We start from the raw sequence: 25,560 nt of genomic DNA on the forward strand, positions 1-25,560 counted from the left end.
AACTCCACGGCGGTGCCGCCGCGACGACACCCGGCGGGGTCTGCGCTGGCACGTGTGGGTCATGGCCCAACTGCGCCAGTCGAACGCGTTGCTGTGACCGGTGCCGGCTCGCAAGATCCTGTCACATCGACATGCTCCGCTGACCCAGGAAGGGGCCTCCTTGCGTCCTTTACCCAACCGCAGGTCGGGGTTGATCGCGCTCGGCGTGGTCACCGCCCTGACGCTGGCCGGCACGCCGGCCACGGGTGCCGCGCCGGCCGGCCCGGCCGGCCCGGTGCCGCCCTCCGGCAGCGCCGTCCCGCCGCCGTCACACGGCGGTACGCGCACCGTTACCCTGATCACCGGTGACAAGGTCACCGTCGCCGCGGCCGGCGGTCGCGCCGTCCACTCCGTCACGGGTGCGTACGGGACCAGCGCCAGCTTCCACCGCGTGGTCATGGACGGCTCGACGTACGTCTACCCCGACGCCGCCCTGCCCTACGTCACGGCCGGAGTGCTGGACCAGCGCCTGTTCAACGTGACCCGGCTCCTCGCCGACGGCTACGACGACACGCGCGTCGACCGGTTGCCGCTGATCGTCCAGTACACCGACGCCGCCGCCCGCTCCCGCAGCACCGCGACGCTGGCCGGCTCGACCCTCGGACGTCGGCTGGAGAGCGTGCGGGGCGCGGCCGTCACCCAGGATCGCGACCAGGCCCCGGCGTTCTGGTCGGCGCTGACCGCCACATCTGCCGGCACAGAGGCCCGGCGCTCCGGCACCCCGACCTTCGCCGGCGGCATCGCCAGGATCTGGCTCGACGGAAAGGTGACCGCCACCCTGGCGGACTCGACGGCGCAGATCGGCGCACCGGAGGTCTGGGCGCGGGGGAACACCGCCACCGGGGTGAAGGTCGCGGTCCTGGACAGCGGCGTGGACCCCGGCCACCCCGATCTCGCCGGGCAGATCGACGCCACCACCAGCTTCGTGCCGTGGGAGGAGTACGTCGACGACTACAACGGCCACGGTACGCACGTCGCCTCGACGATCGCCGGCACCGGTGCCGCCTCGGACGGCAAGGAGCGGGGCGTGGCCCCCGGCGCCCGGCTGCACATCGGCAAGGTGCTCGACTCGGAAGGCCGCGGACAGGAGTCCTTCATCCTCGCCGGCATGGAGTGGGCCGCCCGCCAGGCGAAGGCCAAAATCATCAACATGAGCCTGGGCGGCGGCGGCACCGACGGCACCGACCCGATGAGCATGGCGGTCAACACGCTCAGCGCCGAAACCGGCGCCTTGTTCGTCGTGGCCGCCGGCAACAGCGGCCCGCGCACCGTCGGCACGCCCGGCACCGCGGACGCCGCCCTGACGGTCGGCGCGGTCGACGGCACCGACGCGCTCGCCGACTTCTCCAGCCAGGGCCCGCGCACCGACGGCGGGTTGAAACCGGAGATCACCGCGCCCGGTGTCGACATCCTCGCCGCCCGCTCGCAACTCGTCCGGGGCGGCTCGGGCCACTACCGGTTGATGAGCGGCACCTCGATGGCGACCCCGCACGTGGCCGGCGCCGCCGCCCTGCTGGCCGCCGCGCATCCCGACTGGACCGGCCAGCGGCTCAAGGAGGCACTGGTCAGCAGCGTCAAGGCCACCAAGGCGTACACCCCCTACCAGGCGGGTGCCGGACGGCTCGACGTCGCCGCGGCGGTGGACGCGACGGTCTTCGCCACCGTCAGCGCGTACTCCGGCTTCCAGTACTGGCCGCACGAGCCGGGCAAGATCGACACCAAGCAGGTGACGTACACCAACGTCGGGGACGCTCCGGTGGAGCTGGCTCTGGCGGTCGACGTCGCCGGTGCCCCGGCCGGGCTCTTCACCCTCTCCGCCGACCGGGTGACCGTACCCGCGAACGGCACCGCCACGGTGACGCTCACCGCCCAGATGGACCGGCTCGCGGCCGACCAGGAGTTCAGCGGCATGATCACCGCCACCGACGCGGCAGGTGTGGTCCGCGCCCGGACGCTGATCGGCGCCGGCAGGGAAGGCCAGCGGCAGAACCTGACGATCGTCGCCAAGGACCGCTCCGGCCGGCCCGCCTCCGGCAGGGTCCTCATCACCGCACGGGAGCTCTTCACCGCGATCCACCTCGACGAGGCCGGCACCGCCACCCTGCGGCTGCCCCCCGGCAGCTACAGCGGCTGGCTCGACGCCGACGTCCAGGGTGCCAACGGTCCGCGCTCCCTCGGCATGGCGCTGCTCAGCTTCACCGACGTCGAGTTGGACCGGGACCGCACCGTCACCCTGGACGCCCGGCAGGCCCGGCAGATCAAGGCGCACGTGCCGCGGCAGGGCAGCCCCGTCGGGATGCGGTTGGACGTCCACCGGTCGTTCGGCGACAGCCTCGTGGAGAGCTCGACGCTCCCGAACGAGTCGTACGACAGCCTGTGGGCGCTGCCGACCGGCACCAAGGTCACCGACGGCGAGTTCGAGTTCGGGGCCCGCTTCCGGCTGGAACAGCCGGCACTGACCGTGGGCACCGGCTCGGAGACCTATGGCGACCTGCTGGTCAAGCGCGGTGCCACGCCGCTGCCGAAGGGCACCCGCAAGCTGACGGCGGTCTTCGCCGGCGACGGTTCGACCGGAGAACTGGCTCGGCACGACGTGCGCGGCAAGGCCGTGGTCGTCCGCCGCAGCGACACCATCGAGATCCGCCAGCAGGCCGAGGCCGCAGCCGCGGCGGGCGCGCTCCTGCTCCTGGTCGCCGGCGACGGGATCGGTCGGCTGCAGCCGTGGGACGAGACACCGTGGACCCCGGAGAGCCCGGCCCCGCTGACGGTGGCGACCCTCACCGCCGACCAGGGCGCCTCGCTGATCGAGGCGCTCGACCGGGGCCGGGTCGAGCTGACGGTCGACTCCAACCCCACCACCGAGTACCTCTACGACGTGGTGCGGCACTGGAAGGGTGCGGTCCCCACCGACCCGACCTGGCGCGTGGACCAGCGCGACCTGGCCCGGGTGGATGTCTCCTTCCGCAACCACCGGCCCGGCAAGGCGAGGGAGTTACGCGCCGACGTCTGGCACGGCTGGATCGTCGGGAACGAGCTCACGGCACCCGCACAGGGCGAGCGGACCGACTGGGTCACCGCCGGCGTCGACTGGTACGAAAGCGCCGGCATCAACGGCGAGACCGGGCAGGCCTCGATCACCGTCCTTCGCCACCCGGCCCGGCAGACCAGCCGGGTGAGCTGGTTCGGTCCGATCCACCGGCCCCGGATGGGCCCCCTCGACGGCCTGCCGGTGCGGTACCTCGACGCGGTCTACATCCCCGTGCCCGGCTGGGGCGACTCGGGCTCCGGCCACGTCGGGGACGCCCACGGCAACTGGGACGTCCGTAACCGGGCGACGCTCTACCAGGGCGAGCGGGAGCTGCGCTGGGGGAACGCCGAGTTCCTGCCGGTCAGCGGGCTCCCCGCCGAGCGGCTGCCGTACCGGCTGGTCGTCGACAACGACCGGGCCGACTGGGCGAACCCGTACTCGCGACGGACGCTGACCGAGTGGAACTTCACCTCCGCGGCCACGGGCGCCGAGTCCGCCGAGACGCTGCCGCTGATCCAGCTCGACTACGGGGTGGAGACCGACGTGGCGGGCCGGGCGGCCCGGAACGGCAGGCTGACGGTCACGGCCTCGCACCTGCCCGGTGTGACGGCCGGGATCCGCGCGGTCACCGTCGAGGTGTCGTACGACGACGGGGCGACCTGGCAGCGCACCGCGCTGACCCGGGACGGGGACGGCTGGCGGACGAGCCTCAAGGCGCCGAAGTCCGCGTCCTTCGTCACGCTGCGCACCACCGGCCGGGACAGCGCCGGCAACACCGTGTCGCAGACGATCACCCGGGCCTTCGGCCTGCGCTGAGCGTCACCCGGCACAACGATCCGGAGGCGGGGGGGGGGGCGCCCGCCCCCCCCCCCCCCCCCCCCCGGGGCCCCCCCCCCCGGGGGGGGGGGGGAGGGGTTGCCGGCGGTGGGGGGCAGATAGGTGGACGCAAACCCCCCGCCCGGCGGGGGGGCGCGTCCCGCCGCCCCCCGCGGGGGAGTGTTGAGGCCCTCGTGGTCGGGCGCGCCTGGGCGGGGGGGGCGCGGCCCCCCCCCCCCCCCCCACCCCGGGTGGTCAGCGAACGGTGGTGCCACCGCGCGGCGGTGTGCTCACTTGCCGCGCAGGGGCGCGAGGGCGCGGCTCCACGCCACGACCTGGTCGAGGGTGGTGTTCAGCGCGTCGCGGTGGTGGTCGTTGGGCTTGAAGACGCTGAAGTTCTCGAAGTCGGTGAAGAGGGACAGCGCGACCTGGGACCGCACGTCGGCCATCTGCAGCTCGCCGGCGATCAGCCGGAGGTGCTCGACCGCGCGGGCGCCGCCCACCGAGCCGTAGCTGACGAAGCCGACGGCCTTGTTGTTCCACTCGTTGTAGAGGAAGTCGATCGCGTTCTTCAGCGCGCCCGAGGTCGAGTGGTTGTACTCCGGCGTCACGATCACGAACCCGTCGAACGACGCGATCTTGTTGGCCCACTCCAGCGTGTGCGGCTGCTGGTACTGGCCCATCGACGGCGGGTAGATCTCGTCCAGGTGCGGCAGCTTGTAGTCGAGGAGGTCGACGAGTTCGAACTCGACCTCCGAGCGCTCCCGGGCGATGTCGTAGACCCACTGCGCCACGGCTGCGCCGTTCCGCCCCGGTCGGGTGCTGCCGAGGATGATTCCGATCCTGGTCATCGCGGTTCCTCCCCTGATGGCAGGACGCCCGGACGGGCATCCTTGCTTCGCGCAGCAACTATACGGGCGACATTTTCTTCGTCAAACAAGTAAGGTGGGGGCATGTCCACCGTCACACCGCAGCCGGCGCCGATCCCGGAAGGGCTGCGACCGCTCAGCCCGGACGAGGAGGACATCGCCCGGTCCCTCAATCGCGTGATCTACGCCCTGCCCCGCGCCATCGACGCCGACATGCTCCGGGAACAGGGGTTCCCCCTCGTCGAGTACCTCACCCTGATGCACCTCTCCGAGGCCCCCGACCGCCGGCTGCGGATGAACGAGCTGGCCACCGCGTGCGAGATGTCGCTCAGCGGCATGAGCCGCGTCGTGCAGAAGCTGGAACGGCAGCGCTTCGTCGAGCGGGTCAGGTGTGCGGAGGATGCGCGTGGCTGGAACGCCGTGCTCACCGACGCCGGCCTCGCCCGCCTGAGGCAGGCCTGGCCCACCCACCTGGCCGCGGTGCGTCGGCACTTCTTCGACCACCTCGCGGGCCTGGACGTGAAGCAGCTCGCCGCGGCTCTGGACAGGATCGCGAGGTGAGGGATCGCCCGGCCAGACCCGCTCGGGCGAGCCGGAGGACCCTCACCCGTCGATCCGGCTGATGTTACGGATCTTGTTGGACGCGTCCAGGGCGGCGACCTTGTACGCCTCGGCCAGCGTCGGATAGTTGAACACCGCGTCGACCAGGTAGTCGACCGTGCCGCCGCACCCCATCACCGCCTGCCCGACGTGGACGATCTCCGTGGCGCCGGTTCCGAAGACGTGTACGCCGAGCAGCCGACCGTCGTCCGGCGAGACGAGCAGCTTCAGCATGCCGTACGAGTCACCGACGATCTGACCGCGGGCCAGCTCGCGGTACCTCGCGATGCCGACCTCGAACGGCGTCGAGCTGTCGGTCAGCTCCTCCTCGGTCTTCCCGACGAAGCTGATCTCCGGGATCGTGTAGATCCCGATCGGCTGCAACTCGTGCATCGCGCGGACCGGTTCGCCGCAGGCGTGCTGCGCCGCCAGCCGGCCCTGCTCCATCGACGTGGACGCCAACGCGGGGAAGCCGATCACGTCACCGACCGCGTAGATGTTCTCCACCGAGGTGCGGAAGTTCGTGTCGACCTGGATCCGGCCGCGCCGGTCCGCCTCCAGCCCGGCCGCGTCGAGCGCCAGATCGTCGGTCTGGCCCTGGCGGCCGGCCGAGTACATGACCGTGTCCGCGACGATCTTCTTGCCGCTCTTCAGGACGCACAGCGCCGCGGTCTGGTGCTTCTCCACCGCGGCGACCTCCTCGCCGAACCGGAACGTGACGGACAGGTCGCGCAGGTGGTACTTGAGCGACTCGACGATCTCCTCGTCGCAGAACTCCAGCATCCGGTCCCGGCGTTCCACCACGGTCACCTTGGTGCCGATGGCGGCGAACATGGACGCGTACTCCATGCCGATCACGCCGGCGCCGACCACCACCATGCTGCGGGGCACGGCGTGGAGGTTGAGGACGCCGTCCGAATCGACGATCGTCCGGTCGTCGAAGTCGACACTGTCCGGCCGGGCCGGGCGCGTACCCGCGGCGATGACGACCTTGTCGAAGGTGACCTTGACCTCCCGCCCCGAGCCCCCGTCGACCCAGACGGCGTGCGTGTCCGCGAAGCGTCCGGTTCCGGTGATCATCGCGATCCGGTTGCGGGCCAGCTGGTTGCGGATGACGTCCGTCTGCCGGCTGATCACGTGCTGGGTCCGCGCCGCCAGGTCGCTGACCGTGATCTCCTCCTTGACCCGGTAGCTGCTGCCGTAGAGGTCCCGCTGGCTCAGGCCGGTCAGGTAGAGGACGGCCTCGCGCAGTGTCTTGGACGGGACGGTCCCGGTGTTGATGCACACCCCGCCGATCATGTCGCGCCGGTCCACTATGGCGACCCGCTTGCCGAGCTTGGCGGCGGCGATCGCGGCCTTCTGCCCGCTGGGGCCGGAGCCCAGCACCAGGATGTCGTAGTCATACACAACCGTCAGCGTGGCAAGTTGCCGCCGCCCGCGCCAGGTGCGTTCGGCCGGATGCGGTCGGCCGCGCCGAGGCCGGCCGCGTCGACCCGCTGAGAGCGGCGTAATCGATTGACATTCGATAGGTTCTAAGCGATAGTCGATACATGATCGCAGAACATCGGGCGGTGGCGCCGCTCAGAGTCTTCCTCGTGCTGTTGTTCGGGATCCTGGTGCTGTTCCAGACGATGTCGCTGCCGGGTCAGTTCGCGCACATGGCCGAGGAGTCGCCGGACTTCGCCTACCTGAGGTGGCCCGCGACGGCGGTGTCGGTGTTCTGGGTGCTGTGCGTCCAGGTGGTGATCGCGTGCACCTGGAAGCTGCTCACCCTGGTCAAGAACGACCGCATCTTCACCGAGGCCTCCCTGCGGTGGGTGGACGGGATCGTGTGGGCCGTCGCCGCCGCGTGGGTGGTGCTCCTGGGCGTCTTCCTGTACGTCGGCTTCAACGCGAACGACCCCGGACTGCCGCTGCTGCTGTTCCTGCTGTTGACCGGCGTCACCGTGCTGGGGCTGCTGATGGTGGTGATGCGCGCGCTGTTGCGGCAGGCCACGACGCTGCGCACCGACATGGAAGCGGTGATCTGATGCCCATCGTCGTGCGCATCGACGTCGAGCTGGCCAAACGCAAGATGAGTGTGGGGGAGTTCGCCGAACGGGTGGGCCTCACCCCGGCGAACGTGGCGGTGCTGAAGAACGGCCGGGCCAAGGCCGTACGCTTCAGCACCCTGGAGGCCATGTGTCGGGTGCTCGACTGCCAGCCCGGTGACCTGCTCGAGTGGGTCGACGAATGATCGAGGTCCGGGGCTCATAAGCGCTACGGCGACGTACCGTCAGTTGCGGGCGAGGGCGAGCGTGAGCCTCGGGTGGGCGGTCAGCGTGTCGGTGCGGAGGTAGACCAGCTCGATGGCGGGTTCCGTGAACGTCACCGGGCCGGGTGGGGAGTCGGGGATCCCGGCCGGGAGCGGCAGGTCGGGGCCGAGCGTGATCGTGGCGCCGGACAGCCGGCCGACGAAGCGGGTGGCGTAGACGGTGACGTTGCCGCGCAACGCCATGTGGTCCGCGGTGAGGCGCATGGTGTGGCCCCGCGGGCCGGGCGAGCGCAGGAGTACGTCGTCCGCGACGGCCGCGTCCATGCTGAACTTCAACGCCGTACGGGTGCCGTCGGCGGTCGGAAGCTGGACGATCCCCTCGATCCGCAGGCCGGTCATGGTCACCGCCGACGCGGTGAGTGTCGAGGCGGTCGCTGCCACCGGTGGCTGGTCGGGGTCGGCGGCGACGACGGGGAGACGCCGGTGGCGGGCACCGTCACCGGGCCTGCCGGGTGGCGGGCTGGCGCAGCCGGTTCCGGGTGGCGCGGGCAGCGGGCTGGGGCCGACCCCGGTCTGGGCGGCCCGCATCGGGGCGGCCGGTGCGCAGGCGCTGGCGGGGCCGGGCGCGGCCAGCAGGCCGGCGGAGCCGAGCAGCCCGAACAGGGCGGCGAGAATCCGCTGTCGGTGCAGGCCGGGCAGCCGCGTCGCCTCCCGCTGCACGCCACGTGGGACAGCGCCGGACCTGGTCACGGGAGGCCCGGCCTCGCCCCCGCCCCACATCAGTTCGTCGACCAGGGCTGCCTGCTCGCCGAGGGCGCCTCGTCGGAGATGTCGGTGGCGGGCTGCTCAGATGTGGTGGCGGACGGCGTGGTGGGCTGCGGGCGGTCGTCCGCGGAGTCGTCGGGCTCGGCGGTCCCTTCCTTCTTCGTCGACCCATCGTCAGCCGTGTCGCGCCCCGGGGTGGCGGGGCGTCCCGGCACCCACCCGGCAGCCAGGGCGGCGCCGAGCAGACCGGTCACGGTGCCGATCAGGAAGCCACCCAGGTTCACCCCGACCAGCGCGAAGAGCGCGGTGACGGCGGCGACCACGGCGTAGAACGTGCGGTGTTGTGGGCTGAACCACATCAGCAGGCCGGCGGTCACCAGGATGGTGGGTATCAACCAGGAGAGGAAGCCGGTCGGCCCCAGCTGGAACGCCAGGCCGGACAGGGACATCTGGGTGGTGCCGAAGATCGCCAGTCCGGCGAGCGCGGTGAGCAGTCCGCCCCAGAACGGGCGCGTCCACCGCCACCGGCGGAAGCTGCCCCACCCCGCGCGGAGGGCATTCGGGCGGGCGTTGCGTCGCGGTTCGGCCCTTCTCATACCGTGGCTCCTGCCGGGTGGGTCCGGGCCGGGATGGGCGTGCGGCTCCCGCCCCCCGGCTGCGGTGGTCGACTCAGAAGCATTCCTTGGCGTCGGCGCCGACGTTGACGTTCAAGCTGAGCCCGGTCAGGTTGAACCGTCCAGCCTGGATCGCTCGGGCCACCTGGCGGAGGTTCGTGATCGTCACGGCGTCGGCCTGCTGGCCGAACGCACCCGGGGCGCCCCTGGCTCCGTCCGGTCCGCGGTCGAGGGTCGACGCGTCCTGTCCGATGTTGATGTTCGTGAACTCGGTGTCGCCCTGCAGCGAGACCAGATCGATCAACAGGTCTTCGGCGGTGGCGGGGCGGTCGCCCTGGCCTGCGGTGATCTTGAGCACGACCGGCGCGCCCGGTATCTTGACCGACTGGCAGAGGTCGAAGAGCTGGGCCTCGCGGATGCCGGTGACGGCGACCGGATGCCTCGTGCCGTCGACCTCCTCGGCGACGCCGGGATACTGGACGAATCCCTCGCCCTGCAACTTGGCGGCGGAAACCTTGAAGGTCTGCCCGGAGACGGCGAAGGAGGCGGCGAGGGCGCCGTTGGCGATACCGACGAGGATCGCGCCGGCGAGGGCGATCGCGGGCAGCAGCAGGGCGGCGAAGCGCGACCAGCGGACATGACCCCGGTTGGCGGACTCTTCCTGCACGGTTCCCCCTCCGCCTCCGGCCGCGTGGGCGGCCAACGGATGCGATGCGCACCCGGCCTCTCGCCGTCGGTTGCCGGCGGATGACGTGCGCTCGTGACGGCGCACCGGTCGGGCGCAGGTGATGAAACCCTGGCAGCCCCACGCTAACACGGGTGCAAACTGTGAGTGACCGTCATGTCACGGATGGTGCGCCGCCTTGGATGGGCGTACCCACGTGCACCTTGGCCCCACCGGCCCGGTGTGACGGTCGACGGGGGCAGACGGATCGTGTGCGACCTGGGACCGAATCCGGGAAACCGCCCCCGATCCCGTCGCTCGCGGAGTAGGTTCCCCGGTTTTCGCGGTGGGCCGGGGGGTAACCGCGTCGCGACAGCCGCGAAGGCGATTGAGAGCCCGGGAAGCCGGGAGCTCCGAGACGCCCGTCCACCCGCGTGGGCTGGGCGATCTCTTTCCCCGCCGTGCTAGCGCCTCTCGAACCTCTGCGGGGCGCCAACCGATGGGAGCTTCACGATGAACTCAATGCGCCGTACGAGGATTCTGTCCCTTGCTGGTCTCGTCGTCGCCGGTGGCGCCGTCGCCGGTCCGGCCACCGCCGCCCAGGCCGACCCGGCTGACAGCGGCCAGGTGTCCGCCGTGCAGCCGGCGCCCCCGGAGGGCGAGAAGGTCCTGGAGTTCGACTACCAGACCCAGCGAACCTCCTACTACTGTGCCCCGGCCGCGACACGGATCGCCCTGTCCACCCAGGACAAGACGGTCACCCAGAAGGAAGTGGCCCAGAAGCTCGGAACCACCAGGGCCGGAACCGATTCGGCCGACGACACCACCCGGGTGCTCAACGAGCTGACCGGTGGCGGCTACGAGACCACCGAGATCAGCACCACCACCGCCGATCCCCGGCAGACCGACAAGCTTCGCATCGACGTCGTCGAGGCGATCGACACCCGACGCGGCGTGGTAGCGAACACGCTGGGCACGGCGGTCGACACCGAGGGTGAACGGCACTCGTTCCCGGGTGGGCACTACGTGAGCATCGTCGGCTACCGCGACGGTGGAGAGACGCTGAAGATCGCAGACCCGTACGACCCGGAGAAGCACTACTGGATGCGCAGCGAGAAGGTGGCCGACTGGGTGGCCCAGCGCGGCTACTCCAGCTGACCCGACCCGTGACAGGCCGCGGGCCGGCCCCGGAACGGGGCCGGCCCGCGGTCTCCCCGCCCCGGCGAGCGAGCCGGCACCGCGGTCGGCGGGTGGACGGCCCCGCGGCCCGCTGCGCCGGATTCATCCGGGCGGGGTGAAGCCGGATCACCCAGGCCCGATCCAAGATCGAGATAACCGTGCACATTCCCATGCGCTCGGAAGGGATTGGGACGCCATGACGCGAGAAGGCCGAGGGGACCACGCTGCGCCCGACCGTCCCAGCGACCGGAAGGGGTTCCAGGGACGCGCTCCGGTGGCAGCGCCGGAGTCGGGCGCGGTGCGGCAGGACCACGTCGTCGAGTGGCGGCGACGGGCACTGACGCAACAGCTGCCGGCCGCCGGGTTTCCGGCCGGATCCGGTGTGCCCTCGCTCGCGTACCTCTGGGCGACCATGTTCCTGGCGGCTGCCATCATCCTCGGATTCGCGATCAACCACGAGCGCGGCGTGCCGCCGGCAATCGTCGACTCGCAGCGGGACAACGTGTCGAAGGTCGCCACCAGCACACGTATGACCATTCAGCACTCCGTGGAGGACCTGGACCAGCGGGTCGCCGGGCGGGCCCCGGGGACGCCGGACGCCGAGCTGCTCAAACAGGTCGTCGGCGACGGGGCGACCTGGAACGGTGCGGTGATCATGGAGAACGCCACCCGCCGTCCGCTGGCGAAGCAGGGCCCGGAACTGCCCATGGAGCTGGTGCCCCCGACGCTGCCCGCGAACGTCTTCCCGATCAGCACGCCGGAGGGGCCGGTCCTGGTCCGCAGCATCGGGCTGGACCACTCCCGGACCCTGCTGGCGACCCAACAGTTGACCGTGGACGAGCTGCGGCTCAACCCGGAGGCGCGACAGGGCGTCTTCGCCATCACCCCCGACGGCAAGAGCACCCTCGTGCAGGGGGTCAGCGCCGTCGACGCCGTCCACCATCCGACGGTCTTCCACGGGCTGGCCGGCTCCGACGCCAGCGAGGGCCACCCGATCCGGGTGACCGAGTGGACGGGCCGGCAGCTGGTGGTGTCCTCGGCCCCGGTGGGCAACACCGGGGTGACCCTGGCGACCCTGATCGTCGCCGATGAGACGCGCGGCACCCCCGCCACCCGGGGCATCCTCATCGGCCTGACGCTGCTGGCGGCGGCGGTGCCCAGCTTCCTGCTGATGCGGACGTCGCTGGTCCGCCCCGTGCGATCGCTGCTCAAGCAGGCCAAGGCCAACGCCTGCGGGGAGCCCTCCACCAAGCGTCGCCCGCTGCGGGTCGCGGAGGCGCACCGGATCGCCCGGGCGTTGGCCTCGACCTCCGCGGACCCCTCCACGCCCACCGCCGCCCGGCGGTGGTGGCGGTGGCGGTGGCGCCCGACCGTCACCCAGGGCCTGGTCCTCGCCACAGTGCTGGCGCTGCTCTGGCCCGCGGCGGCCGTGGCCGCCACGCTCCGGGCCCCCGAGCCGTCGATTCCCGATCAGCTCGTCCGGGACGAGGAGAGCCGGGCCGAGGCGGCGAGCAACCTGATGGGCAAGGCTCTGAACAACGGTCTGCAGACGGTGCTGCGCGTCTCCCAGGCGGCCGAGGCGGGCGACCCCGCCCAGATGGGCCCGCTGCTCAGGCAGGAACTGGCGGACAAGCAGCGGTTCCGGAGCCTGTACCTGGTCGACCCCGACGGGTCGGTGGTCAGCTCGGCGGGACGCGAGCCGCTGCGCAACGAGCCGCTGCGGGGTGAGTCGGGCATCGACCTGGACGACGACACCTCCCGTGTCCCGGTGGTGTACGCCTTCCGGGTGGGCGCCAACGGCGTCGCCGCCGTCGGCGAGTACAGCATCGACTACCTGTTGGAGATGCTCCGCGCGGTGGACGGCCAGGCCCGGATCGTCGACGAGAACCTGCGGACGATCTTCGACTCGGAGGGCTTCCGCGCCTTCGAGGAACTCCGGGGGAGCGCGCGCGGCGCGGCGGCCGAGGCGCTCAAGGGCGGCACGGTCGGACGGGCGACGGCCGCCGACGGCACGCCGACCCTGATTGCGGCTGCCGGTCTGAGCAAGCCCCACACCGTCACGCCCCTGAAGTGGTCCCTGGTGGTGGAGCAGGACCTCAACGGTCTCCGCCTGCCGGCGAGCGACGGTCGACGGTGGACGGTGCTGGTCGCCAGCCTGACGACGGGCGCGGTGCTGCTCACCGCGGTGTGGCAGTACTACGTCTTCGCCCGGCCGCTGCGGCGGCTGGCCGGGCAGGCCGACAAGATCAGCAGCGGTGCGGTCGACGTGCCGATCCCGCCCCAGCGGCACGACGACGTCGGCGCGCTGGCGATGTGTCTGGAGGTCTGCCGTCAGGCCCGCCATGCGGGGTCCAGCCGACTGGGTGGCGCCAGCCGGCTGCGCGGCAGCGAAGAGGACCCGACCGCCGTGCTGCCCGCGACACCGGGCGGACCTGCCACCGACCGGGCCGCGGCGAAGCGCGGTGGCCGGATCTACCGCTCCGGCGCCGACCGGGATGAAAGGGGTTGACGTGGGATACCTCTACATCGTCTACGTCCTCTGCTGCGCCGCTCTGCTGGTCGCCGGCGTGCGGGAACAGCGCAACCACTTCGGCAACCTCCGCAAGATCCCGGACCGGGTGCTCGTTAACGGCATCCGGGGGAAGAGTTCGATCACCCGGCTCTGCGCCGGGGCGCTGCGGGGAGGTGGCCGGGTGGTGGTGGCGAAGACCACCGGCACCGCCGCCCGGTTCATCTTCCCCGACGCCAGCGAGGAGCCGGTCTACCGCAAGTTCGGCATCGCGAACGTGGTGGAGCAGATCGGCATCGTGCGGCGGGGGGCGGCGTACCACCCGGACGCCTTGGTCATGGAGTGCATGGCCGTGATGCCGGCACTGCAGGAGTGCAACCAGAGCAAGCTGATCCAGTCGAACATCGGGGTGCTCTGCAACGTACGCGAGGACCATCTCGCCGAGATGGGTCCCACCCTCGACGACGTGGCCCGTTCCCTGAGCCGGTCGATGCCGGAGGGCGGCGTCTGCATCACCGCGGAACGGGACCGGCTGGCGATCCTGCAGGAGGAGGCGGACCGGCGCAACTGCCGGCTCATCCCGGTCGACCCGGAGTCGGTCACGGACAAGGAGATGGACGGCTTCGGCTGGATCACGTTCAAGGAGAACGTGGCCATCGCGCTCGCGGTCGCGGAACAGTTGGGCGTCGACCGGCACAGCGCGCTCAAGGGCATGTGGGAGGCGCCGCCGGACCCCGGTGCGCTGTCGGTGGCTCGGGTGTTGCAGGGCGACAAGCGGCTCCGGTTCGCCAACATCTTCGCCGCCAACGACCCCGAGTCCACGCTGATGAACATCAAGCAGCTGGAGGAGCAGCGCCTGATCACCCGTCCGTTGACGATGGTGATCAACTGCCGGCCCGACCGGATCGAGCGGAACGGCCAGATGGGCGAGCTGACCGCACGGGTGCAACCGGAGCGTCTCGTCCTGATCGGCGAGCCGACCAAGAGCGCACGGTCGACCGTGCCGGCGGACCTGCAGGACCGGGTCGTCGACCTGGGGGGCAAGCTGCCCTCCGAACAACTGCTGGAAGGCGTGACGGCGGCGGCGACCGACGACTCGTCGATCGTCGCGGTCGGGAACATCCACGGCCAGGGCGAGGTGCTGCTCCACGAGCTGGCGACACTGCCCAGCTGGACCTGCGAGGACGGGGCCGAGGGCGGCTCGATGCTTCGTACGCCGACCGGAGAAAGGATCCGATGATGAATTTCGGCGGGGAACTCAGCGCACAGCTGGCCACCGCGAGCCTCGGCATCGGCCTGGTGTTCGCCCTGCTGTGCTACCTGACCACCAACCTCTCACCCGGCGGCATGATCACACCCGGGTGGATCGCGCTGACGCTGATCGAGGACCAGCTCCAGGCGCTGATCATCACGGGCATGACGGTGTTGACGTACGTGCTCACCCGGCTGATGCAACGGGTGGTCATCCTCTACGGCAAGCGGCTGTTCGCGGCGATCGTGCTGCTCAGCGTGCTGCTGCAGCTGACCCTCTTCGTGGTCGTCCAGCGGGACCTTCCGCTGCTGTTCGCCCACCAGACGCTGGGCTTCGTCATTCCCGGTCTGATCGCGTACCAGCTGGTGCGTCAGCCTCCGAAGGCCACGATCCTGGCGACCATCGTCGTCACCGGAATCACCTTCGGAGTCGCCTACAGCGGTGTCGTCGCCGGCTTCGTGCCGGTCACCTGACCGACCGGAGCCCGAGTCGCGAAAGGAGATCGCGGGCATGATCAACGGGACCTACCTTCGTCGACCGACCGTCCTGCTGACCATGGTGGGATTCGCCCTGCTGATCGTGGCGAGCACAGTCGCCTACGTCGTGCTCCGGCCGTCTCCCGGGGACCAGCCGCAGCTGACCCTGGGCGGGGCGCAGGCGGCCGACGACACTGCCCTCGGCGCGTCGGGCTACACCTACCAGCGCTCGACCTCACCGGACCGTACGGAGATCATCGACTCCACTGGAGAGCCGGTCGCGATCATGACCGATGGCGCCCGGACGGTGCAGATGTACGGGCCGTCGCGGACCTTCGAGGAGCCCCAGAACACCGCCTCCAAGGTCGAGTCGAAGTACTGGGTGCGGTTGGCGCCGCGGCCCTACCACGCCGGTGCGGAGAAGGAGGAGTGGTTCACCGACTGGCTCTCGGCGGCCCGCCACGACCGCTCCCCGGACGTCTTGGCGATCGCGATGGAGTACATCGAGGGCGCCCCGGTCAAGAAGGACAACCAGGGACAGCAGTACTCGGGTGACGCCTCGTTCGGGCCGCTGGACCCGCTGGACCCGGATGGCCGGGCGGAGAAGTCCGACTTCTACGACTACCTGGGGCTGACCTGGACGTTCCTCGACGGGAAGGCCGTGGTGCCGGAGCCGGAGCGCCTGCTCGCGCTGGACTGCTCGGGTTACCTGCGGATGGTCTACGGTCACCGGCTCGACTTTCCGCTGCTCGGCACGAACACGCCGGGTGAGGGACTTCCGCGGCGCGCCTACGCGATGGCCGAGTTCGGCCCCGGCGTCCAACTGATGCCCAACTCCGGGCACCGGGCGCGCGGCCTCGACCGCCTGCTCCCCGGCGACCTGCTGTTCTTCAACGCGGGGCCGGTCGTCGACGGCCACATCGAGCACTCGGGCATCTACCTCGGCATCGACGACAGCGGCCACCACCGGTTCATCTCCAGCCGGGCGGTGGCAGACGGCCCGACCATGGGCGACACCGGCGGCGAATCCATCCTGGACGGCGCCGGCTACTGGGCGGAGCGCTGGCGCACCGCCCGCCGGATCTGACCGACGCCCGTCGTCACCCGCGGCGGACGGGTGCGGTGACGTCGATCAGGTACGGACGGACGTCGGCCGGGCTCATCGCCCGGCCGACGTTCCGTCTGCCGGGTGACGCTCAACGCCCTGCGGCGACACCGTCGCGGCGGGTGTCCGCCGCGCCGCGCAACCGGTCCCCCCGGACCTCGATCGCGGTGAGACCGCTGTCCAGCGCGATGACCCGTGGACACGGGTGTTCGCGGGCCACCAGGTCGGCCACCTGGGTGGCGATGCGCCTGCCCGCTTCCACCTCCGAAGGTGCGTCCCGCTCCCCGTCACACCGGCGGGTGATGTCCTGGCCGCTGAAGTGACCCTGGTCGAGCGACTGGGCCGGGCTCATCCCGTCGACCACGATCCCCACCAGGGCCTGGACGACGTAGTCCGGGATGTGCGAGCCGCCGGCGGCGCCGATCACGAGGCGCAGTTCCCGCCCTTCGACGCCGAGCACGAGGGTCGGCGCCATCGAGGCGGTCGGCCGCTTCTTCGGCTGCATCACGTTCACCGGCTTGCCCGGCGACACCGACTCCGTGTCGGTGAAGTTGTTCATCGCGTTGTTCAGGATGATTCCGCGCGCCTCCAGGTGTGACCCGAAGTGACTGTTGTTCGTGGTCGTCATGGACACGGCGTCGCCGTCGTCATCGACGATGCTCACGTTGCTCGTCGGGTCGCCGACGTCGACGGTGGCGGGTTGGTCGTCGGTCGGCCCTGGGGGAAGAGCACCTGGCGGTCTACCTGGTTCCACCGGGTGGATCGCCTCATCCGGGGAGTAGAGCGAGAAGCGTCTGTCGAGGTACCCCTCGTCGAGCAGCCCGTCGACCGGCACCACGTTGAAGTCCGGATCACCGATGTAGGCGCGGCGGTCGAGGTTCGCCAGTCGGCTGGCCTCGATCGAGAGGTGGGTGCGGTCGGTCGAGTCCGGCTCCGTCCGCCCGACCTGACCCCGTTCGAGCAACTCGAGCATCTCCAGGACCGCCACGCCACCGAAGGCCGGCGGGGGCGCAGTGCAGACGTCGACGCTGAACACCTGGCGGCAGATCTCGGGGCGCTCGATCGCCGTGTAGTCGGCGAAATCCTGCGGCGTCATCAGGGTCGGGATCACCACCGGGCCGGCGGTGTTGCCCTTCAGCTTGATCGGCCCCTTCGCCGCGTGCTGCACGATGGCCGGCGCGATCGTCCCGTTCGGGTCGTAGAACGCCTGCGCGCCCTTGTCCCGGACCTCCCGCAGCACCTCCGCGATCTCCGGGTTGCGGATCGTCGTGCCCACCGGTTTCGGCTCGTCACCGTCGCAGTACCGGGGGCGCAGATCCGGGTAGTTGCAGCGCTTCCGTCCGTTGAACCGCTCCTCGAAACCCGCGTGCAGGTTCGGCGACATCGGGAAACCGTCGGCGGCGAGCCGGATGGCGTCCTCGAAGAGTTCGTTCCAGGGAAGCTCGCCGAACTCGCCGTGCACGCTGGCGAGCACCCGCAGCGTCCCCGGCACGCCGAAGGACCGCCCGGTAGCGGATGCGGCGTTCGGGAAGCGGTCCGTGTTGAGATCCTCCTGCTCCTGCGCGGTGGGCGTCCGCAGGTTCTCGGTGACGTTCTGCGGAGCGCGGGCCATACCGTCGAAGAACCGGACGTCGCGCTCGGAAGAGTTCCAGTAGTTGATGAGCGTGCCGCCGGCGAGGCCGGAGGCGTGTGGTTCCACGACCGCCAGGACGGCCTGGACCGCCACCGCGGCGTCCGCCGCCCCGCCACCCCGGGCGAGGATCTTGCAGCCGGCCTCCGTGGCGAGGGGATGGGCGGACGCGACCATGAAGCTCGTCCCGAGCGCGTCGTCCTCCCGGCCGCCCCGGGGATCGATGCAGACGTCGTCGCCTGCTGCGGGCGCCACGGCTGCCGTGGTGAGTGTCAGCACCAGTGCGGCGAACACGTAGCGCAGCTTGCGTGCGGACATGCGACCAGACCTTTCCGGATGCCCTGCAAACGGAGTACTCGAATCGCCAGTGCGGTAGCGGCCGTCCCACTGACGGCGGAACGGCGTCGACACCGGCATCATGGTCGCCGATCGAGCGCCCGCGCAGGGCATCGGAGGAAGTCGTGGCCGGTGTGAAGAAAGGCGCCGGTCGTGACGGCCCGAATTCGCCCGTCGGGCTCAGCCGACCGACGAACGGGCAACCGGTGCGTCGAAGTACGTATCCGGGTACGGCTCGTCGCGGTAGCTGTAGTGCCACCACTCGTGGTCGTAGCCGACGAACCCCTCACGCGCCATCAACTCGCGCAGCAGATCCCGGTTGGCCCGCGCCACCGCGCCGACCCGGGTGCTGTCGGTGTGGGCGAGCGGATCGAAGCAGTCGAAACCGGTGCCCATGTCCACGCTGTCGTCGGCGAACCGTTGGCCCGCCGGCGCGGTGCAGGGGACGAGCGGTTGCCCCGACCGGTACGGGGCCTGGCTCGGCGCGTCGACGTCCACCAGCGTCAGGTCAACCGTGCTGCCCCGGCTGTGGGCGGTCGGCGCGCCCACGTACCCCTTGTCGAACAGGTCCGACTTCGCCACCCGGGGGTAGAACTCGGCCTTCGTCTGCTCCTGACCGGGCTGGCGGGCCCACGCCACGATGTCGTCGACCGCCGGCTGCGGGCGGTAGCAGTCGTACACCTTGAGGGTGCGGCCCTCGGCCAACGCGGCGTCCTGCACCCTGCGCAGTGCCTCGGCGGCCGGGCGGGTGAGCAGACAGAGCGGCTCGCGGTAGCCGGCCAGCGGGCGGCCGACGAAGTTGTGCGCGGTGGCGTACCGGATGTCGGTGCGGATGCGGTCGTCGACGTCGGAGAGCACCACGAAGCCCGGCAGGGGTGGCGCGGCGGCCGGGGACGACGCCGGGGGCGAGGGCGACGGCGACGGTGACGGCGAGGGCGCGCGGCAGGCGGAGGTCAGCATCGCGACCGTGAGCAGTACGAGAGAGCCACGCGCCGCCCGTCGTCCCCACACCGCCCCTGTCTACCACTTACCGGGAGCTACCGGACGGTGTTCCAGGGCCGGCGCGTGGGTCACGCGGGAGGGCCCTGCAGGATGCGCTGCCACGCGGCGTCGACCCCACCCCGCCACCAGCCCATGGCCTCGATCCACCACGTCAACCCGGCGGCGGCGTACGGCGCGATGACCTCGGCGGCGTTGTCCGGCGACGTCCACCCTTCGAGCCCGACGTCGAACCCGTCCAACGACCCCCGCTCGGAGGCGACGAACCGTACCGCGTCGGCGAAGTCCTCGACCGGCACGGCAACGGTCCTGCCCGCGTCGGCGAACGTCGCCACCACCCCGTCCCAGCGGGCGGAACGGCGGAATCCCGGCCGGTTGGGCCAGCGACCGGCACACCAGACCGGTATCCGCGGCTGCTGCACGGGTGTCGGCAGCATCCGTACGCGCTCGCCGGACGGCAGGTGGACGTCCTGGCCCGACCACAGGTCCGTGAGCTGGTTCAGGGAGTCGTCCAGCCGTCTGCCGCGACTGCGCAGGTCGGGATCCTCGCCGAAGGCGGTGTACTCGCTGTCCATCGAGCCGATGCCCGCCCCGAAGACGAGCCGGCCACTGGAGAGGGTGTCCAGGGTGACCGTCTCCCGAGCCACCGTCTGCACCCGACGCCTGGGCAGAGCTGTCACCAGCACGCCGAGCCTGATCCGCGAGGTCCGGGCCGCGATCGCGGAGGCGACGACAACCGAGTTCGTGACGGGCCAGTCGTCCCGATAGAGCACGTGGTCCCAGAGGAAGACGCCGCCCCACCCCCGTTCCTCGGCTGCGACGGCCATGTCGACGAGTTGCCGGGCATCAGCGAAGGGTCCGACATTTGGCAGACCGACAGCGTAGCGAGGCATCTGGCAACCCTAGTCAGGCATCGATCCCACCGACAGGCCGTCGTGGTCCGGCGCAGCGCACTCCTGGTGCTCCCCGGCGGGCCGGCCGGCACCGGATCACCCGGTGCCGGCCGGTTGCCGGGCGCGGCTACCGCACCGTGAGCCCCAGGCTGATCGTCCTGGTCAACGTGGCGGTCTCGTCGTCGCCGTCCAACGACCAGACCATCGCTCCGCCGAGTCCGGCCCGCCGGATGTAGAGCGTCTTCTGCAGCACGACCGCCGGGTCGTCGTACGTCCAGAAGGTCGTGCCGTCGAAGAGCCAGGCGTGCCCGGCCCGAAGATCGCGGTGGACGGCGAAGCCCCTGCCCGGCAAGGCCTTGAGCTGCCGGTAGTCCTCGGACCCGGGGCCGAAGGTGCCCGGCGCCGGCCCGGCCGCCGGCTGGAAGAGGCCGTCCCCACCCCCGGTCACGCCGGTCCAGCCCTGACCGTAGTACGGGATGCCGAGGACGAGCTTGTGGCGCGGCGCGCCCCGCGCGATCCAGCCGTCGATCGCGACCTCGACGGAGAAGTCCGGGCTGTCCGGCGCTCCCGCCGGCACCCGCAGCGCCGACTGCTGGTTGGTGGTCGGCTCCCAGGTGCCGTGGAAGTCGTACCCCTGCACCGTGGCGAAGTCCAGGTACCGGAAGATCCTGCGGCCCTCGTACCCGGCGTCCATGGTGGCCGGATTGGCCGGCAGGAACGCGGTCAGCTGGTAGTGCCGGCGGGTCTGCCGGCCGTACGCGTCGAGTTGCCGGCGGAACTCGGCGAGCAGCGCGGTGAAGTTCTCCCGGTCCTCCGGCCGGATCACGTTGCCCGGCTCGCCCGGCCAGTTCGGCCACTCCCAGTCCAGGTCGATGCCGTCGAAGACGCCGGCGGCGGCACCCGGTCCACCGCTGCCGCCGTCGAGGACCGGCAGGTTGCCCTTGAGGTAGAGGTCGATGCAGGAGGCGACGAAGGCCTTGCGGGAGGCGTCGGTGCGGGCGGCGTTCGAGAAGTACGTCGACCAGGACCAGCCGCCCAGCGAGATCATCACCTTCAGGTCGGGGTGCCGGGCCTTGAGCTTGGCCAGTTGACCGAAGTTGCCGTTGAGCGGTTCGCCCCAGGCGTCGGCGACGCCGTCGACGCTCTCCTCCGCCGGTACCGGACGCTGGTAGTCGGCCCAGGGATCACCCTCGCCCGGCCCGCCGTCCACGAAGCAGCGCCCGTCCTCGCTCACGTTGCCGAAGGCGTAGTTGACGTGGGTGAGGCGGCTCGCCGCCCCGGAGGTGTCCAGCTTCTTGACCGGGAATGCCCGGCCGTAGATGCCCCACTGGGTGAAGTAGCCGACCCGGTGGTAGCCGGATCGGCGGCTCCCGCTGTCGCCCGCGCTCGCGGCGGTCGGCGGGGCGGCGGTGACCAGCACGGTCGCCAGGGCGACGAGGGCGGTGAGACGGCGGTGACGGAATTGTCGCATCGGCACTCCCATCGAGGGATGGAGCGAGAATAGTAAAGATACCTTTCTGATTGATGAAGCTAAGCCGACCACATCCGCCGGTCAAGAGCCGCACCCGGCCGCACGGGGGATTGCGGAGGCGTTGCCGGGTGATGACGATGTCGTGCCATGGACTCAGCCCTGACCCTGGTCGGACTCCCGGTCGCCCTCGGCATCATCATGCTCGGCCTCGGTCTCGGACTGACCACCGAGGACTTCCGCCGGGTCGCCCGGCACCCCCGGGCCGCCGTCATCGCCCTGGTGTGCCAGGTGCTGGTGCTGCCGGCGCTCTGCTTCGGCCTCGTTCTCGCGTTCGACCTGCCGCCGGAACTGGCCGTCGGGATGATGCTGCTGGCCGCGTCCCCCGGCGGCACCACCGCCAACCTCTACAGCCACCTGTTCGGCGGGCACGTGGCCCTGAACATCACCCTGACCGCCGTCAACTCGGTGCTCGCCGTGGTCACCCTGCCGATCGTGGTCAACCTGTCGGCGGCGTACTTCCTGACCGACGGCCGGAGCATCGGCCTCCAGTTCGACAAGGTGCTGCAGGTGTTCGCCATCGTGCTGGTCCCGGTCGCGATCGGCATGCTGATCCGGGCCCGGGTGCCCCGCATCGCCGGGCGCCTGGACCGCCCGGTGCGGGCCCTGTCCGTCGTCGTGCTCGTCGCGGTGATCCTCGGTGCCGTGCTGGGCGAACGTGACAACATCGCCGACTACTTCGTCTCCGTCGGCCTGGCCGTGCTCGCGTTCAACCTGCTGAGCCTCGCGATCGGATACGGGGTGCCGCGACTGGCCGGGGTCGACCACAGCGCGGCGACGGCGGCCGGGTTCGAGATCGGCATCCACAACAGCACGCTGGCCATCACGGTCGCGCTCAGCCCGGCGCTGCTGGACAACACCCGGATGGCGGTCCCGGCGGCCGTCTACGGCATCGTCATGTTCTTCACGGCGGCGGCCTTCGGTTTCCTGGTGACCCGCGCGGGCGCCCGGCTCGCCACGACCTGAGACGGTTCCCGGGTGACCAGGGCGGTGCCGAGCGGCGTCTGCCAGTACAGCACCTCGCGCCCCGACCGTCGCTTGGTGACCGTACCGGCGTCCAGGAGTACCCGGAGGTGGTCGCCGACGGCGCCGAGGGACAGCCCGGTGGCCGCGGCGAGGTGGGACGTGCTCAGCGGAGTGGCCAACCGGGCGAGGATGGCGGCCCGACTCGGGCCGATCAGCCGGTCCAGGCCCTCCGGGGCGGGCGGAGCGGTGTCGGCGAGGATGCCGCTCGCCGAATAGGCCATGCCGAACCGGGTCGGCTGGTTCCACAGCACCCAGCCGCGGACGCAGTGCGCCGGGACGAACACCAACTGCTCGGCCCGGTCGAGCGGCAGCGGCGGCGCCGGGTAGGCGTTGACCTGGAGCCGGCCCTCGCCCAGCCACCGCACCTGCGGATTGAGGTCGGCGAAGACACCCGCCCAACCCTGGGCGCTGAGCCGCGCGGTGCGGGCCACGATGTCGGCCCTGAGCCGGCGTTCCCGCTCCGGCCACTCCGGTCGCACCAGGTGCGTCCAGACCCAGTCGAGCAGGTACACCGCCTGCTCGGTCAGTCCGTCGGTGCGCAACGGGCCGGCGAGCGGCCCCGGCCAGGTCGCCCGCAGGTCGGCGCGGATCTGCTCGTCGGGGCGTTCGGCGACGGCTGTCAACTCCTCGGCGAACGTCGGGGCGGCCGTCGCGGGAACCAGGGTGAGGAAGTCGGCGGTCCACCGAGGCCCGAACGACGCCGCCACCAGGGCCCGGACCACCGGCCGCCGGGCCAGCATCCGTTGGTACGCCGCGAGGCGCGGGCGCCGCCAGGCGTGCTGCCACGGGCGGCGCGGGCTGTGCAGGGCCCGCAGTGCGGCGACGGTGTCGGTCATCGGCGAAACCGTGAACCGGCTGCGCGCGAGCAGGTCCACCGGAATCTGCCAGACGGACATGTTTCGCCTCCAGCCGTAACTCTACTGGTCCGGCCCGAGCCGCCTGAAGGATCATGGGCGTGAGGACGTATTCGGAGCTGTTCGCCGTCCACGAGTTCCGCAACCTCTTCGTGGCCAACTGTGCCGGCATCGCGGCGCACACCAGTTCGGCGCTGGCACTCGGCTCGCTGACCTACGCCACCACCGGGTCGGCCACGCTCACCGCGCTGAGCATGTTCGGGGCGCCGCTGGCCGGCGTGCTCGGCAGCCTCACCCTGCTCTCCGCGTCGGACAGCCTGCCGCCTCGCCGGGCCCTGGCCCTCGCCGCGCTGGTCGGCCTCGCCGGGACGGCTCTGCAGGCCGTGCCGGGGCTGCCGTTGGTGGCCCGGTTCGCCGTCATCCTGCTCGTCGCGTACGTCGGGTCGATCACCAACGGCGCCCGGTGGGCGCTGATCAACGACATCCTGCCGGCCGGCGCGTACGTGCTGGGCCGCTCCACGATGAACGTCAGCGTGGGCGTCATGCAGATCGCCGGCTTCGGAGCGGGTGGCCTGCTGCTGGTCTGGTTGAGCCCGTACCAGGTGTTCCTGGTCGCCACCGCGCTGCGCGCCGTGGCGTTGGCGGTGACCTGGATCGGCGTGCGCGAACGGCCGGCCCGGGCCGGTGCCCGGACCTCGACGGCCCGGACGCTGCGGATCAACCGTGAGCTGTGGGCCGACCCGGGGCGGCGCTCGCTCTACCTCAATCTGTGGCTACCCAGCGGCCTGGTGGTCGGATGCGAGGCGTTGTTCCTGCCGTACGCCGGTGAGCGGGCCGGCTTCCTCTTCGCCGCCGGCGCGCTCGGCATGCTCGCCGGCGACGTGGTGGTGGGCCGGTTCCTGTCCGCTGCCGCGCGCCAGCGGTGCGTCCTTCCGCTGCGGCTCCTGCTTCCCCTGCCGTACCTGGTCTTCCTGCTGCACCCGGGGCTGCCGGTGGCGATGCTCCTCGCCCTGGTCGCCTCGGTCGGCTTCGCGGTCGCCCTGCCGTTGCAGGAGCAGCTCATCGCCCACTCCCCGGCGGAGGCCCACGGCCAGGTGCTCGGCCTGCAACAGAACGGGATGATGACCGGGCAGGCGGTCTTCGCGGCCCTGGCCGGGGCGGTCGCCGACGTCCTGCCGACGCACCAGGCGGTGGCGGTGCTCGCCGGGCTGTCGCTGGCCACGACGCTGCTTCTCACCCGGGGTCTGCGCCACACCCGGCCCGCGCCGCGGGTCACGACCGGCCGGGCCGGTCCCGTCGTGCGGCGTCGACCAGCGGAGATGTCGCCGCCGGCCGACGGGAGGCGTTGAGGGAGCCGTCACTGGGCGGGGTTGGCCGCCTGTTCCCAGATCGCCGTCATCTCGTCGAAGGCCTGCTCCATGATCTGGACCATGGCGCCGCGGGCCCGGTCGCCGTCGCGCCGCTGGATCGCCTGGGCCACGTCGGCGTGCAGTTGGAGCGCCTGCTCGTGCGGATGGTGCGGCATCAGGTGGTAGTGGTGCCGGCCGCTGAGCACCTCGGCCACCAGGTCCTGGAGCTTGACGAACATCTCGTTCCCGGAGGCGGCCAGCACCCGGCGGTGGAACTCGATGTCGAGGCGGAGGAACCGTTCCTCGTCGCCGGCCTTGCCGGCGGCCCACATCTTCGCGGCGAGGCCGACGAGCTCGCTCGCCTCGTCGTAACCGATCCGGGCGGCGGCCAGCCAGGCGGCGTGCGGCTCGACCGCCGTCCGCAGCTCGGTGATCGAGCGGATCTGGGCGATGCGGCCGGCCGAGGCGAGCCGCCAGCGGATCACCTGCGGGTCGAAGACGTTCCAGGCGTCCGGCGTGCGGATCATGACGCCGACGCGGCGTCGGGTCTCGATGAACCCCATCGAGGCGAGCACCCGCAGCACCTCGCGGACCACCGAACGGGACACCGCGTACCGCTCGACCAGCTCGTCGATGTTCAGGATCGCGCCGGGCGGCAGCTCACCTCCGCAGATGGCCGTGCCGAGGTGGTCGAGGACGCGTGCGTGCAGCCCGGCCTCGGCAGGCGCGTTCTGGGCGACTGCGCCCTCGGAGGAGTACCGTTCCACGCCTCAGA

Annotated in this window: 22 protein-coding genes; 11 read left to right on the forward strand and 11 right to left on the reverse strand. The window is 71.4% G+C overall.

Going from position 1 to position 25,560, the window contains the following annotated elements:
• The first annotated feature begins 160 nt into the window (after window positions 1-160).
• The gene (locus AB0873_RS19920; protein WP_366601173.1) at window positions 161-3,883 is read left to right on the forward strand and encodes a S8 family serine peptidase; all 3,723 of its coding nucleotides are present in this window, start codon (window positions 161-163) and stop codon (window positions 3,881-3,883) included.
• A gap of 290 nt (window positions 3,884-4,173) precedes the next feature.
• Here AB0873_RS19920 and AB0873_RS19925 read toward each other — a convergent pair whose 3' ends face one another.
• Window positions 4,174-4,734, reverse strand: a complete 561-nt coding sequence (locus AB0873_RS19925; RefSeq protein WP_366601175.1) for an NAD(P)H-dependent oxidoreductase — start codon at window positions 4,732-4,734, stop codon at window positions 4,174-4,176.
• 102 nt (window positions 4,735-4,836) lie between these two features.
• Between AB0873_RS19925 and AB0873_RS19930 the strand changes: the two genes are divergently transcribed.
• Window positions 4,837-5,313 carry a MarR family winged helix-turn-helix transcriptional regulator gene (locus AB0873_RS19930; RefSeq protein WP_366601177.1) on the forward strand — a complete coding sequence of 159 codons (477 nt, stop codon included), beginning with the start codon at window positions 4,837-4,839 and terminating at the stop codon, window positions 5,311-5,313.
• A gap of 42 nt (window positions 5,314-5,355) precedes the next feature.
• On the opposite strand, the gene sthA is transcribed toward AB0873_RS19930, so the two are convergent.
• Entirely contained in the window at window positions 5,356-6,759 is a 1,404-nt protein-coding gene (sthA, locus tag AB0873_RS19935) for a Si-specific NAD(P)(+) transhydrogenase (protein ID WP_366601178.1), read from the reverse strand.
• Window positions 6,760-6,902: 143 nt separating this feature from the next.
• On the opposite strand from sthA, the gene AB0873_RS19940 reads away from it, so the two are divergent.
• Window positions 6,903-7,382, forward strand: a complete 480-nt coding sequence (locus AB0873_RS19940; protein ID WP_366601180.1) for a DUF2975 domain-containing protein — start codon at window positions 6,903-6,905, stop codon at window positions 7,380-7,382.
• A complete protein-coding gene (locus AB0873_RS19945; protein ID WP_026874506.1) occupies window positions 7,382-7,588 on the forward strand; it encodes a helix-turn-helix transcriptional regulator in 207 nt (68 codons plus the stop codon). Before AB0873_RS19940 ends, AB0873_RS19945 begins: the two co-directional genes overlap by 1 nt.
• A gap of 39 nt (window positions 7,589-7,627) precedes the next feature.
• Here the strand turns inward: AB0873_RS19945 and AB0873_RS19950 are convergent, their stop codons facing one another.
• The 3 genes from AB0873_RS19950 to AB0873_RS19960 form a co-directional block, all read right to left on the reverse strand.
• Complete coding sequence (locus AB0873_RS19950; protein WP_366601182.1) at window positions 7,628-8,326, reverse strand: hypothetical protein; 699 nt, start codon at window positions 8,324-8,326, stop codon at window positions 7,628-7,630.
• Window positions 8,327-8,385: 59 nt separating this feature from the next.
• Window positions 8,386-8,967 (reverse strand): DUF6114 domain-containing protein, encoded by a 582-nt coding sequence (locus tag AB0873_RS19955; RefSeq protein ID WP_366601184.1) that lies wholly within the window; start codon window positions 8,965-8,967, stop codon window positions 8,386-8,388.
• Window positions 8,968-9,040: 73 nt separating this feature from the next.
• Complete coding sequence (locus tag AB0873_RS19960; RefSeq protein WP_366601257.1) at window positions 9,041-9,652, reverse strand: DUF6230 family protein; 612 nt, start codon at window positions 9,650-9,652, stop codon at window positions 9,041-9,043.
• 510 nt (window positions 9,653-10,162) lie between these two features.
• Here AB0873_RS19960 and AB0873_RS19965 point away from each other — a divergent pair.
• From AB0873_RS19965 to AB0873_RS19985, 5 genes are all read left to right on the forward strand, one after another.
• Entirely contained in the window at window positions 10,163-10,807 is a 645-nt protein-coding gene (locus AB0873_RS19965; protein ID WP_366601186.1) for a C39 family peptidase, read from the forward strand.
• A gap of 295 nt (window positions 10,808-11,102) precedes the next feature.
• On the forward strand, window positions 11,103-13,337 hold the full coding sequence (locus tag AB0873_RS19970) for a HAMP domain-containing protein (RefSeq protein WP_366601188.1): 2,235 nt from the start codon (window positions 11,103-11,105) through the stop codon (window positions 13,335-13,337).
• 1 nt (window position 13,338) lies between these two features.
• Window positions 13,339-14,577 carry a poly-gamma-glutamate synthase PgsB gene (gene pgsB, locus AB0873_RS19975; protein ID WP_155333035.1) on the forward strand — a complete coding sequence of 413 codons (1,239 nt, stop codon included), beginning with the start codon at window positions 13,339-13,341 and terminating at the stop codon, window positions 14,575-14,577.
• The gene (locus AB0873_RS19980; RefSeq protein ID WP_155333034.1) at window positions 14,577-15,062 is read left to right on the forward strand and encodes a poly-gamma-glutamate biosynthesis protein PgsC/CapC; all 486 of its coding nucleotides are present in this window, start codon (window positions 14,577-14,579) and stop codon (window positions 15,060-15,062) included. The genes pgsB and AB0873_RS19980 overlap by 1 nt, the downstream gene beginning before the upstream one ends.
• A 37-nt stretch (window positions 15,063-15,099) precedes the next feature.
• Window positions 15,100-16,152, forward strand: a complete 1,053-nt coding sequence (locus AB0873_RS19985; RefSeq protein ID WP_366601190.1) for an NlpC/P60 family protein — start codon at window positions 15,100-15,102, stop codon at window positions 16,150-16,152.
• A 109-nt stretch (window positions 16,153-16,261) separates the two neighbouring features.
• Here AB0873_RS19985 and AB0873_RS19990 read toward each other — a convergent pair whose 3' ends face one another.
• From AB0873_RS19990 to AB0873_RS20005, 4 genes are all read right to left on the reverse strand, one after another.
• The gene (locus AB0873_RS19990; protein WP_366601192.1) at window positions 16,262-18,118 is read right to left on the reverse strand and encodes a gamma-glutamyltransferase; all 1,857 of its coding nucleotides are present in this window, start codon (window positions 18,116-18,118) and stop codon (window positions 16,262-16,264) included.
• A 198-nt stretch (window positions 18,119-18,316) separates the two neighbouring features.
• Window positions 18,317-19,147: a M15 family metallopeptidase gene (locus AB0873_RS19995; protein WP_366601194.1), complete on the reverse strand. Its 831-nt coding sequence runs from the start codon at window positions 19,145-19,147 to the stop codon at window positions 18,317-18,319.
• A gap of 59 nt (window positions 19,148-19,206) precedes the next feature.
• Window positions 19,207-20,028, reverse strand: coding sequence for an LLM class flavin-dependent oxidoreductase (locus tag AB0873_RS20000; protein WP_366601196.1), 822 nt, complete (start codon window positions 20,026-20,028; stop codon window positions 19,207-19,209).
• Window positions 20,029-20,155: 127 nt separating this feature from the next.
• Window positions 20,156-21,499, reverse strand: a complete 1,344-nt coding sequence (locus AB0873_RS20005; RefSeq protein ID WP_155333031.1) for a glycoside hydrolase family 18 protein — start codon at window positions 21,497-21,499, stop codon at window positions 20,156-20,158.
• Window positions 21,500-21,646: 147 nt separating this feature from the next.
• Between AB0873_RS20005 and AB0873_RS20010 the strand changes: the two genes are divergently transcribed.
• Window positions 21,647-22,522 (forward strand): bile acid:sodium symporter family protein, encoded by an 876-nt coding sequence (locus AB0873_RS20010; RefSeq protein WP_155333030.1) that lies wholly within the window; start codon window positions 21,647-21,649, stop codon window positions 22,520-22,522.
• On the opposite strand, the gene AB0873_RS20015 is transcribed toward AB0873_RS20010, so the two are convergent.
• Window positions 22,441-23,478, reverse strand: coding sequence for a helix-turn-helix transcriptional regulator (locus AB0873_RS20015; protein ID WP_366601198.1), 1,038 nt, complete (start codon window positions 23,476-23,478; stop codon window positions 22,441-22,443). The genes AB0873_RS20010 and AB0873_RS20015 overlap by 82 nt on opposite strands.
• A gap of 59 nt (window positions 23,479-23,537) precedes the next feature.
• Here AB0873_RS20015 and AB0873_RS20020 point away from each other — a divergent pair, with 59 nt between their 5' ends.
• Window positions 23,538-24,785 carry an MFS transporter gene (locus AB0873_RS20020; protein WP_366601200.1) on the forward strand — a complete coding sequence of 416 codons (1,248 nt, stop codon included), beginning with the start codon at window positions 23,538-23,540 and terminating at the stop codon, window positions 24,783-24,785.
• 8 nt (window positions 24,786-24,793) lie between these two features.
• Here AB0873_RS20020 and AB0873_RS20025 read toward each other — a convergent pair whose 3' ends face one another.
• Window positions 24,794-25,552, reverse strand: a complete 759-nt coding sequence (locus tag AB0873_RS20025; RefSeq protein WP_366601201.1) for a FadR/GntR family transcriptional regulator — start codon at window positions 25,550-25,552, stop codon at window positions 24,794-24,796.
• Between the last annotated feature and the right edge of the window lie 8 nt (window positions 25,553-25,560).

Source organism: Micromonospora sp. NPDC047707, assembly GCF_040704235.1.
Lineage (GTDB): Bacteria > Actinomycetota > Actinomycetes > Mycobacteriales > Micromonosporaceae > Micromonospora.

What these genes read in the sequence shown, in the direction of transcription:
- AB0873_RS20000 (WP_366601196.1), bottom strand. Translation starts at nt 20,028, where the DNA reads ATGCCTCGCTACGCTGTCGGTCTGCCAAATGTCGGACCCTTCGCTGAT.
- AB0873_RS19980 (WP_155333034.1), top strand. Translation starts at nt 14,577, where the DNA reads ATGAATTTCGGCGGGGAACTCAGCGCACAGCTGGCCACCGCGAGCCTC.
- AB0873_RS19940 (WP_366601180.1), top strand. Translation starts at nt 6,903, where the DNA reads ATGATCGCAGAACATCGGGCGGTGGCGCCGCTCAGAGTCTTCCTCGTG.
- AB0873_RS19930 (WP_366601177.1), top strand. Translation starts at nt 4,837, where the DNA reads ATGTCCACCGTCACACCGCAGCCGGCGCCGATCCCGGAAGGGCTGCGA.
- AB0873_RS19985 (WP_366601190.1), top strand. Translation starts at nt 15,100, where the DNA reads ATGATCAACGGGACCTACCTTCGTCGACCGACCGTCCTGCTGACCATG.
- AB0873_RS20015 (WP_366601198.1), bottom strand. Translation starts at nt 23,478, where the DNA reads ATGTCCGTCTGGCAGATTCCGGTGGACCTGCTCGCGCGCAGCCGGTTC.
- AB0873_RS19925 (WP_366601175.1), bottom strand. Translation starts at nt 4,734, where the DNA reads ATGACCAGGATCGGAATCATCCTCGGCAGCACCCGACCGGGGCGGAAC.
- AB0873_RS19945 (WP_026874506.1), top strand. Translation starts at nt 7,382, where the DNA reads ATGCCCATCGTCGTGCGCATCGACGTCGAGCTGGCCAAACGCAAGATG.
- AB0873_RS20005 (WP_155333031.1), bottom strand. Translation starts at nt 21,499, where the DNA reads ATGCGACAATTCCGTCACCGCCGTCTCACCGCCCTCGTCGCCCTGGCG.
- AB0873_RS20010 (WP_155333030.1), top strand. Translation starts at nt 21,647, where the DNA reads ATGGACTCAGCCCTGACCCTGGTCGGACTCCCGGTCGCCCTCGGCATC.
- AB0873_RS19990 (WP_366601192.1), bottom strand. Translation starts at nt 18,118, where the DNA reads ATGTCCGCACGCAAGCTGCGCTACGTGTTCGCCGCACTGGTGCTGACA.
- AB0873_RS19965 (WP_366601186.1), top strand. Translation starts at nt 10,163, where the DNA reads ATGAACTCAATGCGCCGTACGAGGATTCTGTCCCTTGCTGGTCTCGTC.
- AB0873_RS19955 (WP_366601184.1), bottom strand. Translation starts at nt 8,967, where the DNA reads ATGAGAAGGGCCGAACCGCGACGCAACGCCCGCCCGAATGCCCTCCGC.